The organism is Campylobacter showae CSUNSWCD (assembly GCF_000313615.1).
Classification (GTDB): Bacteria; Campylobacterota; Campylobacteria; order Campylobacterales; family Campylobacteraceae; genus Campylobacter_A; species Campylobacter_A showae_A.
The window spans coordinates 346,978-362,941 of sequence record NZ_AMZQ01000001.1 but is presented as its reverse complement, the minus strand read 5'-3'; the positions used below and the strand labels follow the sequence as shown (position 1 = coordinate 362,941).

The 15,964-nt window shown below is 42.8% G+C and carries 14 protein-coding genes; 7 read left to right on the top strand and 7 right to left on the bottom strand.

Annotated features, from left to right (window positions below; all coding sequences use genetic code 11):
* Positions 1 to 525: 525 nt before the first annotated feature.
* Together msrA and CSUNSWCD_RS01845 are read right to left on the bottom strand one after the other, a co-directional pair.
* On the bottom strand, positions 526 to 1,644 hold the full coding sequence (gene msrA, locus CSUNSWCD_RS01850) for a peptide-methionine (S)-S-oxide reductase MsrA (protein ID WP_009492949.1): 1,119 nt from the start codon (positions 1,642 to 1,644) through the stop codon (positions 526 to 528).
* A gap of 560 nt (positions 1,645 to 2,204) precedes the next feature.
* On the bottom strand, positions 2,205 to 2,825 hold the full coding sequence (locus tag CSUNSWCD_RS01845; protein ID WP_009492946.1) for an IMPACT family protein: 621 nt from the start codon (positions 2,823 to 2,825) through the stop codon (positions 2,205 to 2,207).
* A 96-nt stretch (positions 2,826 to 2,921) separates the two neighbouring features.
* On the opposite strand from CSUNSWCD_RS01845, the gene CSUNSWCD_RS01840 reads away from it, so the two are divergent.
* The 7 genes from CSUNSWCD_RS01840 (at position 2,922) to CSUNSWCD_RS01810 (ending at position 10,230) form a co-directional block, all read left to right on the top strand.
* The gene (locus CSUNSWCD_RS01840; RefSeq protein WP_009492945.1) at positions 2,922 to 4,505 is read left to right on the top strand and encodes a cyclic peptide export ABC transporter; all 1,584 of its coding nucleotides are present in this window, start codon (positions 2,922 to 2,924) and stop codon (positions 4,503 to 4,505) included.
* Positions 4,506 to 4,559: 54 nt separating this feature from the next.
* On the top strand, positions 4,560 to 4,829 hold the full coding sequence (locus tag CSUNSWCD_RS01835; protein WP_009492944.1) for a DUF2470 domain-containing protein: 270 nt from the start codon (positions 4,560 to 4,562) through the stop codon (positions 4,827 to 4,829).
* Positions 4,830 to 4,841: 12 nt separating this feature from the next.
* The gene (locus CSUNSWCD_RS01830) at positions 4,842 to 6,065 is read left to right on the top strand and encodes a radical SAM protein (protein ID WP_009492943.1); all 1,224 of its coding nucleotides are present in this window, start codon (positions 4,842 to 4,844) and stop codon (positions 6,063 to 6,065) included.
* Positions 6,062 to 6,571 (top strand): flavodoxin family protein, encoded by a 510-nt coding sequence (locus tag CSUNSWCD_RS01825; protein WP_009492942.1) that lies wholly within the window; start codon positions 6,062 to 6,064, stop codon positions 6,569 to 6,571. The genes CSUNSWCD_RS01830 and CSUNSWCD_RS01825 overlap by 4 nt, the downstream gene beginning before the upstream one ends.
* Positions 6,572 to 7,034: 463 nt before the next feature.
* Positions 7,035 to 7,868 carry a UTP--glucose-1-phosphate uridylyltransferase GalU gene (gene galU, locus CSUNSWCD_RS01820; protein WP_009492940.1) on the top strand — a complete coding sequence of 278 codons (834 nt, stop codon included), beginning with the start codon at positions 7,035 to 7,037 and terminating at the stop codon, positions 7,866 to 7,868.
* A complete protein-coding gene (locus CSUNSWCD_RS01815; protein WP_009492939.1) occupies positions 7,855 to 9,084 on the top strand; it encodes a glucose-6-phosphate isomerase in 1,230 nt (409 codons plus the stop codon). Before galU ends, CSUNSWCD_RS01815 begins: the two co-directional genes overlap by 14 nt.
* A 708-nt stretch (positions 9,085 to 9,792) precedes the next feature.
* Entirely contained in the window at positions 9,793 to 10,230 is a 438-nt protein-coding gene (locus CSUNSWCD_RS01810; protein ID WP_009492936.1) for a Dps family protein, read from the top strand.
* Positions 10,231 to 11,346: 1,116 nt separating this feature from the next.
* Here the strand turns inward: CSUNSWCD_RS01810 and CSUNSWCD_RS01805 are convergent.
* From CSUNSWCD_RS01805 to CSUNSWCD_RS01785, 5 genes are all read right to left on the bottom strand, one after another.
* Complete coding sequence (locus CSUNSWCD_RS01805; RefSeq protein WP_009492935.1) at positions 11,347 to 12,537, bottom strand: major outer membrane protein; 1,191 nt, start codon at positions 12,535 to 12,537, stop codon at positions 11,347 to 11,349.
* A 180-nt stretch (positions 12,538 to 12,717) separates the two neighbouring features.
* Complete coding sequence (locus tag CSUNSWCD_RS01800) at positions 12,718 to 13,281, bottom strand: c-type cytochrome (RefSeq protein ID WP_034964071.1); 564 nt, start codon at positions 13,279 to 13,281, stop codon at positions 12,718 to 12,720.
* A gap of 81 nt (positions 13,282 to 13,362) precedes the next feature.
* A complete protein-coding gene (locus tag CSUNSWCD_RS01795; protein WP_009492933.1) occupies positions 13,363 to 14,550 on the bottom strand; it encodes a porin in 1,188 nt (395 codons plus the stop codon).
* 303 nt (positions 14,551 to 14,853) lie between these two features.
* A complete protein-coding gene (locus CSUNSWCD_RS01790; protein ID WP_241091490.1) occupies positions 14,854 to 15,330 on the bottom strand; it encodes a hypothetical protein in 477 nt (158 codons plus the stop codon).
* Positions 15,308 to 15,943: a hypothetical protein gene (locus tag CSUNSWCD_RS01785; protein WP_009492931.1), complete on the bottom strand. Its 636-nt coding sequence runs from the start codon at positions 15,941 to 15,943 to the stop codon at positions 15,308 to 15,310. Before CSUNSWCD_RS01785 ends, CSUNSWCD_RS01790 begins: the two co-directional genes overlap by 23 nt.
* Positions 15,944 to 15,964: the final 21 nt, after the last annotated feature.

Below are 15,964 nucleotides of genomic sequence, written 5' to 3'. Positions count from 1 at the left end.
TGATTTGGCGGGCAAATTTGACGCCCGCCGAATTTATGCGGTAAATTTAACTCGGTTTTGCCGCTTGGAGTTAAATTTTACTCGCGCAGACCTGCATCTTGAAAATGCTAAATTTGGTTTGGTTAAATTTAGCGTTGCGAATTTACTTTATACAAAAGGGGTGAGGGCTTGAATTACGCTCTGCTAGCAGCTCTCAAAGAGAGTGCAAGCACAAGGCAAGGCAACGCCGAAGCAAAAGAGCCCCCTCCCCCTACGACATGAGAAGTTGCTGCACTGCGTGCAGGTTAAATTTGACGCTATCGCGTCGCGTGTTTTAAATTTACATTTTCAAGATATGGGTCTCGGTGAGTAAAATTTGAAGTTAAATTTGCAAATTTGACTTCAAATTTGAGCGTAAAACGATAAGGTGAAGTATTTTGAGATGATTTTTGGGGTTTTGAAGTTAAAATTTGACGAAGATAAGGCATGTAGCCTATCGAGTCAAATTTTAACAAAATCCACAAAAAGCGCTCAAAAGACGAGCCGTTATTTTTTAGAATACTGCGCGTCGAGATACGGTATCAAATACCCATACCCCTCCTTCTCCATTTCCTCCTTTGGCACAAATCTCAGCGCAGCGCCGTTTATGCAGTATCTTAGCCCTCCTTTGTCGCGCGGACCGTCGTCAAATACATGCCCCAGGTGCGAGTCCGACATCGCGGTTTTGACCTCGGTGCGTACCATGCCGTGCGATAGATCGGACTTTTCGGCGATCAGGCTAGCATCTATCGGCTTCGTAAAGCTCGGCCACCCGCAGCCAGCGTCAAATTTATCATACGAGCTAAAAAGCGGCTGACCGTTGGTGATATCGACGTAGATGCCGATGCGCTCCTCGGCGTTTAGCTCGCTGCTGTGCGGACGCTCGGTCGCTGCGTGCTTTACGACCTCGTATGAGATGGCGCTGAGCTCATTTTTTAGCGCCGCGTCGTCTTTGTTTTTGTAGTTTTGCAGATTTTGCTTCATATCGCGCTTTTTGTCGCTTAAAATTTCGCCCTTTTTAGGCAGACTCTCAAAGGTCACGTGGCAGTAGCCGTGCGGGTTTTTGTCCAGATAGTCCTGATGATACTCTTCGGCTTTGTAGATATTTTCTAGCGGCGCGACCTCGGTTACGATGGGCGCTTTGTAGTTTTTTTGTTGCTGGGAGATAAAGGCTCTGATCGCCGGCTCATCCGCCGCATCGGTGTAGTAAATGCCCGTACGGTACTGCGTGCCGCGGTCGCCGCCTTGCTTGTTTAGGCTGGTCGGATCTATGGTGTTAAAGTAAAATTTGAGCAAATGCGGCAGGTCGATCACGTACTCGTCGTATTCGACCCAGACGGCTTCGGCGGCGTTCGTATCGCCCGTGCAGACCTGTTCGTAGCTAGGGTTTGGCACCTTTGAGTTTGCGTAGGCGGTGTAGGTACTCACCACGCCAGGAAGCTGCTTTAGATAGGCCTCCGTACCCCAAAAGCACCCACCCGCCAGCACGATCGTTTTATTCGCGGCCACAGGCTCCTTCGTCTCATTCTCATGATTCATCTGTTCTCCTTGTAAATTTAAAAATATACCTAAAAATAGCGCTAAAGCGCCGACTATTCCTGCTGTTTTTAACGTTTTGCCAAGCATTTTCGCTCCTTATGGCTTAAATTTTAGACTAAATTTGATTCAGGCAAATTTGACTTCAAATTTGACGGTTTTAAATTTTACACACCGAAAGCCGCACCGCGAAAACGCTAAATTTGGTTTTATCAAATTTAATATTCTCTGAAAATTTTTAGTTTTTCTTTTTTCTTGGGAGGCGGAAGGGGTTTCTACTTACGAAGCGTCGCCCCTTCCGCCCCCAAACCCCCACCAACCCCACTGCACGTTCAAGGGGTGCGACCGCGCTGCCGCGCTGCACGTTTTTTTAGTTTAGCATTTTCGCGGTGCGAGTCTCGGCGAGTAAAATATTTGACTTCAAATTTGAACATAAAACGATAAGGCGAAGTATCGTGAGATGATTTTGAGAGTTGTGTAGAAATTTTAAACAAGTAGTCTGCCACAGACTTAAAATTTTCTTCTGCTTGCAGTTGCGAGCAAAGCGAAGCAAAAATCTCTCTCAAAAGCGCTCGCGAGACGAGCCTTAGCCAAAATCAGCGAAATTATAACCGTCCAGTATAAACCCAACGTGAATTTCGCCTCCTAACCTACCCTTTCGCAGCTAACGGCAAGGCGTAAAATTTAAACCCCTCCTGCTCAAACCCGCTCGCAAATGCCTGAAATTCCTCAAATTCGGCGCTGTTAAACTCCACTCGCCAGATCGCGCCCTCCTCGTTAAATTCTCGCTCAAAGCTCAAATTTCTCTTTTCAAAATAGTGCTCAAATCGCGAACCAAGCGCGTATAGCGTAAAAAACACGCAAAGCGATTTTATCTCAAATTTAACTAGCGCCCCGCAGCCCTCAGCCTCCTCTATCGCCGCATTTACCGCTGCGCCATAAGCTCGCACGAGTCCGCCCGTGCCTAGCTTTATCCCGCCGAAATACCGAACTATTAGCGCGCTCGCGTTTACGAGCTGGGCGCCTCTAAGCGCATTTAGCGAGGGTTGCCCGCTAGTACCCTTCGGCTCTCCGTCGTCGCTTTGATTTTCCACTATCTGGCCGTAGCCGTTTCGCTCGCGCAGCGCCCACACGACGTGCGCGGCCTTTGGATGCTCCGCCTTTAGCCGCTCGTGAAGGGCTTTAAACTCGCAAATCGGGCACAAAAAGCATAAAAACGTCGATTTTTTGGCTTCAGTTTTGGTCGATACGACCCGCAAAACCGTTTGCAATTTTCTCCTTTAAATAAAGCCCGATTTTAGCGAAATTTTAAAAATATTCTTATAAAATGGCGGCTAAAATGAAATAAGCTCTCAAAAAGAATGAAAATGTTTAAAAAAATCTCAAAAAAAACGCTTTGGCAAATCATCACCATGATCGTATCTAGCGCCGTTTTTAGCGGTTCGGGTATCCTCATCCTAGCCTTTATCAACAAATACCTCTTAAATTTAAAAGAACAAGACGCTCAAATTTTGCTCGCATTTTTCGCGCTCTTGATTTTATTTCTGGGCTTTTCGGTGCTCTCGCGCATCGCTCTTAGCGTGATTGGCAACGACTTTGTCTACGAGCTGCGAGCCAAAACGATAAAAAGGATCCTAGATACCGCAAATCAAAAAATCGTAGCCGCGGGCAAGTCAAATTTGATCGCCTCGCTCTCAAGCGACGTGCGCAGCCTAACCGACGGCTTTATGCAGGTGCCAAGCATCATCCAAGGCGTGCTTATCATCGGCGCGACGGGCGCTTACGTGCTTTATATCTCGGCCGAGATTTTCGTGTTTTTGGTGCTTTGGATGAGCGCGGCGACATGGATTTGCCGATACTTCATCAAAAATATCCACAAATACTACGAACAATGCCGTAACGGCGAGGACGCGCTATACCGCGACTATCAGACCTGCATCGAGGGACATAGGGAGCTTAGCTTAAATTTAGCCCGCGCGAAGCGGCTTTTTTGGGACCGCTTTATCCCAAACGCAAAAAGCCTGCGCGAAAATATCGTAAAAGCCGAGATCCATCAATCCTTTATGAGCAACTGGCTAAACACCGTGATGCTGGGCGCCGTGGGCATCGAGATATATTTTTGCCTAGCCTACGACGCTGCGAGCCTGCAAGACGCGATCACGGTGGCCTTGGCGATACTTTTTTTACGAGCGCCTCTTATGATGCTGCTTTACTCCGTGCCTAGCGTATTTCGCGCGCGCATCGCCTACGAGCGGCTAAAAAAGCTTGACCTAGCGCCCTTTGAGCCTGAATTTGAGCTAGGCGAGACGGCTCCGCAAATTTGGCAAAAACTGCGCCTAAAAGATATAAATTTCGCCTACGACGAGGGGAGCGAATTTGCGCTAAAGGATATAAATTTAGAGATCAGACGCGGCGAGACGGTGTTTTTGATCGGCAAAAACGGTAGCGGCAAAAGCACGCTATTTATGATCCTAGCCGGGCTTCTGGCGCCAAAAAGCGGCGAGATGTTCGCAGATGACGTCAGGATCACCGAGTCAAATTTAAAAAGCTACGCAAACACGATCAGCGCGGTGTTTAGCGACTTTTATCTCTTTGACGAGGTTATGAGCGACGATGGGGCGCTGATAGATGAGCTACTAAAAAAGATGTCGATAGAAAATAAAGTAAGCGTCAAAGAGGGAAATTTCAGCACGCTAAATCTCTCCCAAGGCCAGAAAAAACGTCTCGCTATGGTCGCGGCGCTGCTTGAAAAACGCAAATTTTTGATCCTTGACGAGTGGGCGGCCGATCAAGACCCCGAGTTTAGGCGGCATTTTTACACGGAGTTTTTGCCTGAGCTAAAGGCGCAAGGCTACACTGTTTTTGCGATCAGTCACGACGATGCGTATTTTGACGCGGCGGATAAAATTTACGAGATACGAAACGGGCAGATCGCGCTCGTTAAGGGCTAAAATTCAGCTAAAAATGGTTAAAATAACGGATATCATTTTAAACAAGGAGACATAATGCAGCTAAGCGAGGAAGCAAGAGAAGCCAAAGAGATGGCGCTAGGAATGATGAACGATAACTTCATCGGCCTTACAGAGGATATGTGCGCAAAATTTGGCGGCTTTACGAACCCGCAAAACGTCAAAATGACCGATATCACCGAGGACGGCATGCACATCGCCTGCGACGAGGGCGAAGTCTTCGTGCCGTTTGAGAAAAAGGCCGAGCTAACGGTCGAGAGCCTACGTGACGAAGTCATAAATATAGTAAATAGTATGGAAAATTAGCGGCGGCGCGAAATGTTTGAAACCAGGCAAAAAGGGCACGCCGGACCTACGCGTCCCAAAAAAATAAAGATGGCGACTAACGCCGAGGTGGAGAAATTTTTAACCGAGGAGCTGCCCGCGCAAAAGGACGGCGTGATCTATATCCACGTGCCTTTTTGTGACAATATCTGCTCGTTTTGCTCAATGAACCGCACGAAGCTAGAAGACGAGCTAGATAGCTACACGCAGTATCTACTGGGCGAGACCAGGAAATACGGTAAATTCCCGTATCTACAAGCTAAAAATATCCGCAGCGTCTATTTTGGCGGCGGAACTCCTACGATACTAAAAGAAAAACACCTAGAACCGATCATCACGGCTCTGCGCTCAAATTTTAATATCTCGGACGACTGCGAATTTAGCCTAGAAACCACGCTACACAATCTAAATTTAAGCAAAGTGCGCCTGTTAGAAAGCCTAGGCGTAAACCGCTTTAGCATCGGCGTGCAGACCTTTTCGGACAAAGGCCGCAAGCTGCTAAACCGCGTCCACGACAAAAAAGGCGCGATAGAGCACCTAAAAATGATCAAGCAAAATTTTAGCGGCATGGTTTGCACGGATATTATATTTAACTACCCCGAGCAAACGATAGACGAGGTGCTAGAGGATGCGCGCCTAGTCGATGAGCTAAACATCGATAGCACGAGCTTTTATTCGCTTCAGCTTTTTGAAAAATCGCAGCTCGCAAAGACCGTGTCGCAGGATTATTACGACGTAAATTACGAGCGCGAGCTGCATAATGCGTTTGTAGAAAAGCTGCTAGGTACGGGCAACTACGAGGTGCTAGAGCATACTAAATTTAACCGCATCGGCCGCGACCGCTATCAGTACATACGCCTAAGCCACGAGGGCGCCGATATCCTGCCCCTTGGAAGAGGCTCTGGCGGAAAGCTAGGCTACTACGACATCTATAACGCAAAAGAAAAAATGCGTATGATAAATAAAGTAGACGACAAACAGCGTGCCGAAGCGCGGCTAAAAAACCTCTTTATGTACCCAAAAATCAACCTCGCGCAGGTAAAAAGCCTAGTTAGCGATGAGACCTTTAGTGCGCTAATGGAGTTTTTCAAAAAATGCGAAAGCAAAGGCTATATGCACATAGAAAACGGCTTTTTAAACTACACGATGGGCGGCATATTTTGGGGTATGTCGATCGGCACCGAAGTAGCAAATATCTCACAAAAGGACTTTGAATGAAAAAAATAGTTATCTACACGAGCGCGACTGGAAATACCAAGAAAGTCGGTCTTGCTATCGCAAACGAGCTTGGCTGCGAAGCGGTCAAATTTAGCGAGGATCTGCACCTAAATTTGGACGACTACGACTTTATCGCGCTTGGATTTTACGTCGATAAGGGCGACGCAGAGCCTAAATTTAAACACTTTTTGCGCGAGATAAAGGGCAAAAAAGTGGGTGTATTTATGACGCTAGGCATGGATCCCGAGCACGAGCACGCGATGAACTGCCTAGAAAAGGCAAAAGTCGTGCTACGCGAGGGCGAAAATGAAATTTTACGCGAGTTTTACTGTCAAGGCGCGATCGATCCAAAAGTCATCGAGCAGCTACGCAAAATGGGCGAAGCTGCTCCTAACGACCCGCGCTATGCCGTAACTCCTGAGCGCGAAGCCAGATGGGCAAGAGCTGCAACCCACCCCGACGCAAACGACCTAGAAAACGCAAAAGCAGCGTTTAAAGGGATATAAATTTGCCACCGCTTGGCGGTCAAATTTGCTAGTTAAATTTGGCGCATTTTAAATTTGTAAATTTGCGTCCTATTTTTATCTTTATTTTAAATTTTACTCACCCAGACCCGTATCTTGAAAGTGCTAAATTTGAGATGTCGCTAATTTCAAAATTTACGGCGCGATAGCGCCAAATAAATCTGCACGTAGTTCAGCAACCTCTCACGTCGTAGGGCCTGGGGAATTTGTTAAGGGGCAATGGAGCTCTTTTGCTTCAGTTTTGCCCAGCAACTTCAAAATAGAGCGTGATTTAAACCCTCCCCTTAACAAGAAAGATCAAATTTAATTTAATTAAATTTACCGCTTTCAAGGTGCGGGTCTCGGCGAGTAAAAAAAGCTATCAAGACAAGCTGCAAATTTCTGCCTTAATACTCCAAATTAGCCAAAACTCGCTATAATCTCCTAAAAAATCAAAAGGAAGATTATGATACAGACTTGTTTATTTCCGGCTGCGGGCTACGGCACGAGATTTTTGCCTGCGACTAAATCGCTACCAAAAGAGATGTTGCCGATCCTGACCAAGCCGCTCATTCACTACGGCGTGGACGAAGCGCTGGAGGCCGGCATGAAAAACATGGCCTTCATCACAGGCCGCGGCAAACGCGCACTGGAGGATTATTTTGATATCAGCTACGAGCTAGAGCATCAGATCTCAGGCACAAACAAAGAGCACCTGCTAACCGAGATCAGAGAGCTAATGGCGCGCTGCACGTTTTCATTCACGCGCCAAGAGAGCATGAGAGGCCTAGGTAACGCTATCCACACGGGCAAAGTCCTCGTACGCGACGAGCCCTTTGGCGTGGTGTTAGCTGATGACCTATGTATCAACGAAGAGGGCGAAGGCGTGCTATCTCAAATGGTAAAAATCTACGAGAAGTACCGCTGCAGCATCGTCGCAGTGATGGAAGTGCCGATCGAACAGAGCAAAAACTACGGCATCGTCACGGGCCGCGCGATCGAGGACGATCTGCTCATGGTTAGCGACATGGTCGAAAAACCAGACCCTAAAGAAGCTCCGAGCAACCTCGCTGTCATCGGTCGCTATATCCTCACGCCTGACATCTTCACGATCCTAGAGCGCACCAAGCCCGGCAAAAACGGCGAAGTGCAAATCACCGACGCGCTAAAAGAACAAGCCAAAGACGGCATGGTGCTAGCGTATAAATTTAAGGGTAAGCGCTTTGACTGCGGCAGCGTCGAGGGCTTCGTGCAGGCGACTAATTTCTTCTACGAGCTAGGCAAAAATGCTAAAAAATGAGCTATTTTTTGAAAAAACGCCGCTAAGCGCGATCAGCTCCTACGCCAAGCGCATGAACGACGAGCTAAAAGGCGGCGAGATCGGCTACTATCACCTACCGGAAATCGGCGCAAATTTACTAAGCGAAATAGCCGAGTATGAGGCGACGCTCGCGCACATAAAAAGCGTCGTACTGGTAGGCATCGGCGGCAGCAGCCTGGGCGTCAAGGCGCTAAAAACGATGCTATCAGGCGCTAAAAGGAGCCGCGAGCGAGAGCTCTATTTTCTTGATAACGTGGACGCCTTTAGCTTTGAGAGCGTTTGCGAGAGCATCAAATTTGACGAAACGCTTTTTATCATCTCGTCAAAATCAGGCACCACGATCGAGACGATCACGCTATTTAAATGCATCTTGGAGCGCTTTAAGCCCTCAAATTTGAGCGCAAATTTCATCGTCATCACCGATCCAGCCTCACCGCTAGAAGCCTACGCCAAGCAAAACGGCGTCAAATTTTTTAATATCCCCAAAAACGTCGGCGGCAGATTTAGCGTGCTTAGCGCGATCGGGCTCGTACCGCTGATGCTATGCGGATACGATGCAGCGGCATTGCTCGAGGGCGCCAGGGCGTGCAAAAGGCGCTTTTTAGAAGACGGCGACGATACGCTACTGCAAAAAGCCTATCACTACGCGACGCACAAAAACGCCAAAATCAACGTGATATTTAGCTACGGCGATAGATTTTTGGAGTTTAACGACTGGTACGTGCAGCTGTGGGCGGAGAGTCTGGGCAAGAAAAAGGGCTACAAGCGCTACGGCCTCACGCCCGTCGGACTCATCGGCTCGCGTGATCAACACAGCTTTTTGCAGCTCATCATGGACGGTGTGAAGGACAAAACGGTAAGCTTCATCAAGGTAACCGCCGCAGACGTAAACACTGCGATACCGAGCATTAGCCTAAACGGCCTTGAGGGCTGTGATTTCGTAAACGGGCTAAATTTAGGCGAACTAATCAACGCCCAGTGTGGCGCCACCATGCATGCGCTCGTGCAAGAAGGCATCAGTGTAGACGTTATCGAGCTTGAGCGACTAGACGAGGCGAGCGCGGGATTTTTGATTTATTATTTCGAACTTCTCACGTCCGCTACAGGCATAATGCTAGGCATAAACACCTACGATCAGCCGGGCGTCGAGGTCGGCAAACGCATACTAAAGACGATGCTAACGGCGGGCAAGTAAAGGCTGCAGCGTAAATTTACGCTGATTTTGCTTTGCGAAGATGTATACAAACAAAGCCCCGTTAGTCTAGTAATTTTTTGAGTTGACGGCTCAAATTTGCGGTATCGTCGGTAAATTTGAGTTTAAATTTGTCGTGGCTTTGTTTTTGGTATATTTAAGGCGGAAATTTAATGCGCATTTGTCGAATGTTGGCAAATATACAACAAGCTACTTCTTTGTGACGCGACTTTTTTCATTTTAGTAGCGTTGATAACTTGAGGCGTAAATTTGGTGCGACATTGCGCAATCTTTAGCCTTTACTAAAATCGTACCAGTAAAATTTATCGGCAAATTTGCTAGATTTTACTTTTTGATACCGCTGGTTTGATCATAAATATTATTTGGCAAACGCGTTTATAGACGAATTTAACAGCTTCCACCATATATCATCCTATAATTTGCAACATAAATTTCTAAACTTTACCAAAACTTTCTTTTTGGGTATTTTTGGCATATTTAGTGAAATTTAAAAACCCACTAAAGAACGTGCCACTAGTCGATCCAAAAAAATTTTATACCCCGTAGCAATCTTTATCAACACTTGACAAAGTAATATATTCTAAATTCTCAAAAAGTCTTCACAAACAATAATTTTTATTATTTGCAAATTATTTTTCTTTAAGTTTTATATGCTATAATTTCACCATAAATCAAATCAAAGGAGACAAAATGTCAAAAGTTGTTACTCAATTAAATCAAATCCAGGCCGACGCTCATGCGTTATTCGTTAAATTTCACGACTACCACTGGTATGTAAAAGGTATTCAGTTCTTTAGCGTACACGAGTACACCGAGAAAGCTTATGAGGATATGGCAGAGATATTCGATGACGTCGCTGAGCGTGCTATACAGCTAGGTGGTAGAGCTATAACAAAGATGGAAGAGCTAAACAAACTAGCGCATCCAAAAACTGACAATAAAGATAGCTACACTCCAACAGAGGTTTTAAAAGGCGTTTTGGCCGAGTATGAACACCTGTTGGGCGAATTTAAAAAGCTCGAAGAAGTGGCCGAGGAGGCAAAAGACAGCACAACCGTAGCTATGGCGCAAGACAAAATCGCAAAATATGAAAAAGCTATTTGGATGCTAAAAGCTACTTTGGCTTAATAATTTTTGGGGCGTAAGCCCCTTTTCTATTCTTTTTCTTTCAAATTTTAATTTCTACAAAATATCAACTTAGTTGTCTTTAACATTTTCAAAACAAGCAGAAACTTAATACTCCAAAAAATTAACTTAAGCTCAACGGAGCTTAATACAAACATAAATAGTATTGAGTTGCAATGAGAACTAGATTTTTAAAAAGTAACGAGCCAAGTGAAGTTAAAAAATAAGCATATAGTTCGTTTCAGAATTTCAGAGACGAAATTTAGAGAATTTTATAATATTTTTCATTTAGTATAGAATATACTAAAATAGCAGAATTTACTAAAATCTTAGAAAAAAGAATCAACAAAACAACTAAAAACATCAGAATTTTAGTATCAAAAAAGTGCGAGCTCTTAAAGAGTAACGAGCGTAGTGAAGCTAAAATAAGTAATTTTAGCGACAAGATAGAGATTTTTAAAAGCAAGAAAGGTAGTAGCAAATAAAACACATGTATTTGGAATGCGAAAGCATGACGGCAAGATCTATACCCAAATAATTAAAAACTACTCTACAAATGGACTAATACCGATACTATAATTTATTGAGACCGTTGGAAACGCCTATGATGGTTAGGTTGACTAGCGAGCAAAGACTCGTTGTAGAGTAAAATATTCAAAGAATGAACTAGTTTGCTATTTTGCAAGAAGCCAACAGTAAAACCACATAAAAGGTCGAGAAAATTTTTGGGATTATGTTAGGATTGTCTAAATTTAAAAGAATCTTCTCTAAAGCGTAGCAACACCGTAGTTACTACAGGAAGTCTAAGAGAAAGAGAGTTTTTGCTTCATTAAAAGAGCGTGAATTTGGGCTCAATAACAGTAAAAATACAAAAACTTTCTATCTTATTTTACCAAAGATGACAAGAGAGAATCCTCCTTATGTTGAGCCTAAAATTAGTTTATCATATAATGTAGTGATTTGGATGTTTTATTTGGGTGTTTAGAATTGCAAATTTTATCAAATACTTTTTAGATAACTTTAAAAGTCAAGTAAGGATTTGTGCCTTATTTTTTGAAAAGTATAACATAAAGACCTATAGAAAGGAGATATCTCGGGATAAACCCGAGATATTTAAAATCAGAATGTGTATTTAGCTTGGAATCTTAGCTGTTTAGTTTTATCTTTTGAGTCATCTTGGTGCTTGTTAATCTCATACGCATAGAAGCTTGAGAACTGAAGTTTAGCACTATAGTCATAAGTTAGTCTTGCTACATACTCTTGATATTTCTCTTTATCGCCTGAAGCAAGTTTAACTTTACCATTAGAATAATCGCCACCGACTCTAAATTTATCAGCAAAAGTGTATCCTGCTTTCAAGAACCAGAAGTTAGCTTTACCTTCAAGAGCAGTATAGTCAAGAGCAGATTTTATCTCACCCACATCTATAAATGAACCTTGATCCTCTAGGCTTACAAAACCTTTTTCTTTGTCATGAACTTTATATCCGATATAACCAGCAGCTACGTCAGCACCAAAAACTTTAGTACCTAACTCTGTTGCATAAAAATCTGTATCTTTGTAGTTTACGCCAACATTATTATCTATATCAGCGTGTGCATATTGAACTTGGGCGCCAATATTCACATCATCAGTGATGTTAAGGCTAAAGTTTACGTCGCCTATGATAAGGTTAACAGAGTCAATCAAAGACGCATACCATAGCTGGAAGCTTACTGGATCGTAAGAGCCGATAGCTGCTACCGCATAAAGGTTGTTATTGAATATACCAGGAACGTTATTATAAATAGCACCATCGCTCTCGCCGTTATTCTCTAGTGCATCAAATGCAAATGCAGTTAGAGTCAAGCCTGTGATATCTCTGTTTTCAACCCTAACGCCAGTACCTACAGCATCATCGGTAAAGAATGAACCTATGGTTTGTTTACCTGCAGTTATTGTAGTGTTACCTACGTTATATCCAAGATAAAATTCTTTTACGTTAAATGGACTTGTCGTATCAGTCGTATCACTGCGTCCATCCGCATTATAAGCTGAGCTGTCGTTGGAATTATATCTAAGCGTTAAAACACCAAAGAAATTATCATCAAGCGCGGCTTTAAAAGAAAATTCTGACTTAAACTGATGATGTGCAATAGTATTATCTTTCACGCCATTAGCATTTTTGACTGCTACGTTGTTATATCTATATCTAGCATATCCTGAAAGGTCTACGTTTTTAATAGCTTCCTCAAGAGGTGTAGCACTCGCTACGGTTGAAAAAGCACCTAGTGCAACCAAAGCTGCCAATGAAATTTTAGCAATCTTCATTTGTATTCTCCTCAAATAAAATCAAATATTTTGGAATATTAGCATAAAATAACCTTTAACAAGCTTAAAAATTTTTATATTTTTTAGAGATATTACCGAGTGTTTACCAAAATATATTAGTAGGATTAAAATTTGTAGTGATTTTTTAAGATGCCGAGCGAGACAACTCGGCAAATTTGGTTATTTTAGGTAACTTCCTTGTGTAGGAGTAGTGGAGACATCAGAGTTTTCTTGTTCGCTTCCTTTGTATTGCAAAGCATCCTTACCCTTTAAAAAGGCAATAATCGCTCCTAGGTCGCTATATTTTGTTTTGGCGGCAACTGTTTTCATTAGATTTCTCATATTTCCACCATAATCAGAATCATTTAAATAGCCGGAAAAAGCAGCCTCTATCTCCTCTGCACTTACTTCAGTTAACTTTTTGGATGTGCCATAAGCTCTTTTGTTTCCATCTTCGCCGTGACAAGAAGCGCAATTTTTAGCATACAGTTCGCGACCTTTTTCTACACTATATCTTCTTTTGCTATCTACGCCGATATTTAAAAACTTGCCGCCACTATCAGTCTCAGGAGCTTTTTCATAGACATTTATACTTATATTTTCGTCTTTAGAATATTTTTCTACCAAACTTTTTAGCTCTTTTGCAAATTCACCCTTTGCCTCGAATATATAACTCGGCTCGTCTGCAGCATTTAAAGAAAAAGTCAAAAGACATGCTAAAAGCGAAAAATGCATAAATTTCATGAAAAACCTTTTTGATAAATTTAAAAATCCCAAGCAAGGGAAATTTTGCTTGGGATTATAGCATAAAACAAGCTTTTTTGATTAGAAGCTGTATTTAGCCTCAAATCTTATACGATCGTGTTTATTTTTACTGTCTCCGTCTTTTTCTTTAGCCGCTGCATAGAATGTAGAGAAATTAAGCTTTTTGCTGTAAGCATAGCTACCGCCGACGTTCCACTCGTCTCTATCAACTCTCTTATTGTATCTATAGCTATAGCCCTTACCGTCTATATAGTTAGCATACAAGCCAAACTCGTTAAATTTATATGACGCTCCGACAAACCAATAGTCGTTTTTGTCTTTGATATTGTTGTAGTATTGAGCGCTACCGTTCATTACAGAGTTAAGTAATTTGCCCGGATTGATTAATTTGCCGTTATCTTCAACAGTTACGAAAGATTTTTTATCGTCTTTGGCCTTATAGTAGATATAACCAGCATTTAAACCGACTCCGGCAAATCCTACATCACCTTTAGCTGCAAAGAAATTTGCATCGCCAAAGTTATTGTCGTCCGACTCATTGTGAACATATTGTGCTTGTAAGCCTAGTTTTACTGCATCTAGGTCAAATTTCAAAGCCGCATCAGCTGCAAATAAATTTGCGGTATCCTCAAGATATGCCCACCAAGCTTTAAAGTTTACAGGATCATAGCTTCCCATTGCACCCACGCCATAGTAGTTAAGGCTTTTTGATCCTGCTAAGCCTGATAGTAGTCGACCGTCATAGTCAATGCTATCGGTTTCAAGTGCGTCAAAAGCAACACCAACCAAAGTAAGACCTGATATATCAGTGTTTTGTACTCTTAAGCCAGTTCCTACCAAATCATCGTCAAAATATGTTTTAACAAATTGCTTACCAGCTGTTATTGTAGTATTGTTTATGTTGTAGCCAAGATAAAATTCTCTTACACCAAATGAGCTTGTAGTATTGGTGGTATCGCCATTAAATCCAGAGCCGTCACTTGCTGCGTATCTTAGACCCAAAACACCAAAGAAATTGTCGTCAAGAGCAGCCTTAAAAGTACCTACAAATCTGAAGTTATGATTTGCATTATTTTTGTTGAATGCGCCTGGCATACCATTCCAGTGGGCTTTATTGTGAGTATATCTATATCTTGCAAATCCAGAAAAATCTACATCTTTAATAGCTTCTTCAAGCGGAGTAGCATTTAAAGTAGAGAAAGCGCCTAGCGCAACCAAAGCAGCTAAAGAAATTTTAGCGAGTTTCATAAGTTCTCCTTTATAAAAGTTGATTAGCGTAATTCTAGCACAAAATCGGTCGTGGTAAGCTTAATGCAAAAATTTAACATAAATAATCATAAAACACGAATATATCAAGCTGTTATAAGGCTGTTTTTGATACTTAATATTATTAAAATAAGAATACTACCAACAAAGCTTAAATATGAAAGCTTAATTTCAAGGATTTTTGCGAAATAAAAAGATAAAAAAGGGGACGCACATCCCCTTCTTAAAAGGAGTTCTAACTTTGATTGCTTGTGAGAATTATAAAATATTTCGGTAAATCAACGGCTAATCAAAGCTGATATTTTCACTTTTTGGAACTTCGATTAGAATTTTTTTATTACTTTCTTGCTGTTGTGGGCTTTTTGCAGGACTTGTACTTTTAAATTTCGGCGTTTTATTTACTTTATGCGTAACGTAGTGCGTTCCGCTTTTTATGAGCAGCATTTCAGTGATGAGTCCGCCCGAAACGCTTGCATAGACGGTATCTCCGCCGGAAAAGTAAAATTTATCCGCACAGTACTTGCCGCTAGGTAGCTTGCCGTTTGATACGTCGATTGATTTTATATCATAGCAGTATTTGCCGCCGTCGTAGGTTACGCTTGATATCACGCCGCGTAAAGAACCTTTAACCGGCGCAGGTTTTTGGACGACTGGTTTTTGGACGACTTTTGGTGGCGATTTTTGCTCAAAAAAAGCGCAACCACTAAAAACCAGCAAAACGGTGGCTAAATTTAAAAACTTAAGCCTGAACACTAAGGACATTCCCGCCAAGTTCGGCTATTCTTTTATCTACGGCTTGCGTTGCTTTTTCTATCGTCTTTTGCGAAATTTCAGGCAACTCGCTGCCCCAAATTTTCTCAGCCTCTTTAAAGCCCCTTAGCATGCCTTCTTTTCCAGCTTCTAGCTTTTGCAAGTCGTCTCCTGCGGCGCTAATGATAAAATTTGAAATCCTATCCGCAGTATTTGTGATACCGAAAAATCCATTCTCGCTCACTAGATCGCTGGCTTCGCTTTGGCTTAGTTGTGTTATAGGTTTGCCCTCGTAGCCGATAGATTTAAAATCGACGCCGGACAAGATATCGTTTAGAGAATTTATACTTTTGTTTTGAGCGCCGAAAATGTCGCTAAATTTTGCAGAGCCGTTAAAGGCCGAAACTTGAGACAAGAAATTTGAGCTCGCATTTGAATCAGCCCTAGCCTGAAAATGCGACAAATAGCTATTTGTTAGCTGCTTTACGTCGATATTTGCATAGGCTTCTTGCATTCTTTTGATATTTTCGTTTTGATCTACGCTTGCCGAGTTTTGGACGTTCTGTACGTCGTAGCGAGGTTGCGGGATGTATAGATTTTGGGGTAAGCCGTTCATGCTTTGCATTTTTTATCCTTTAGATTTTAT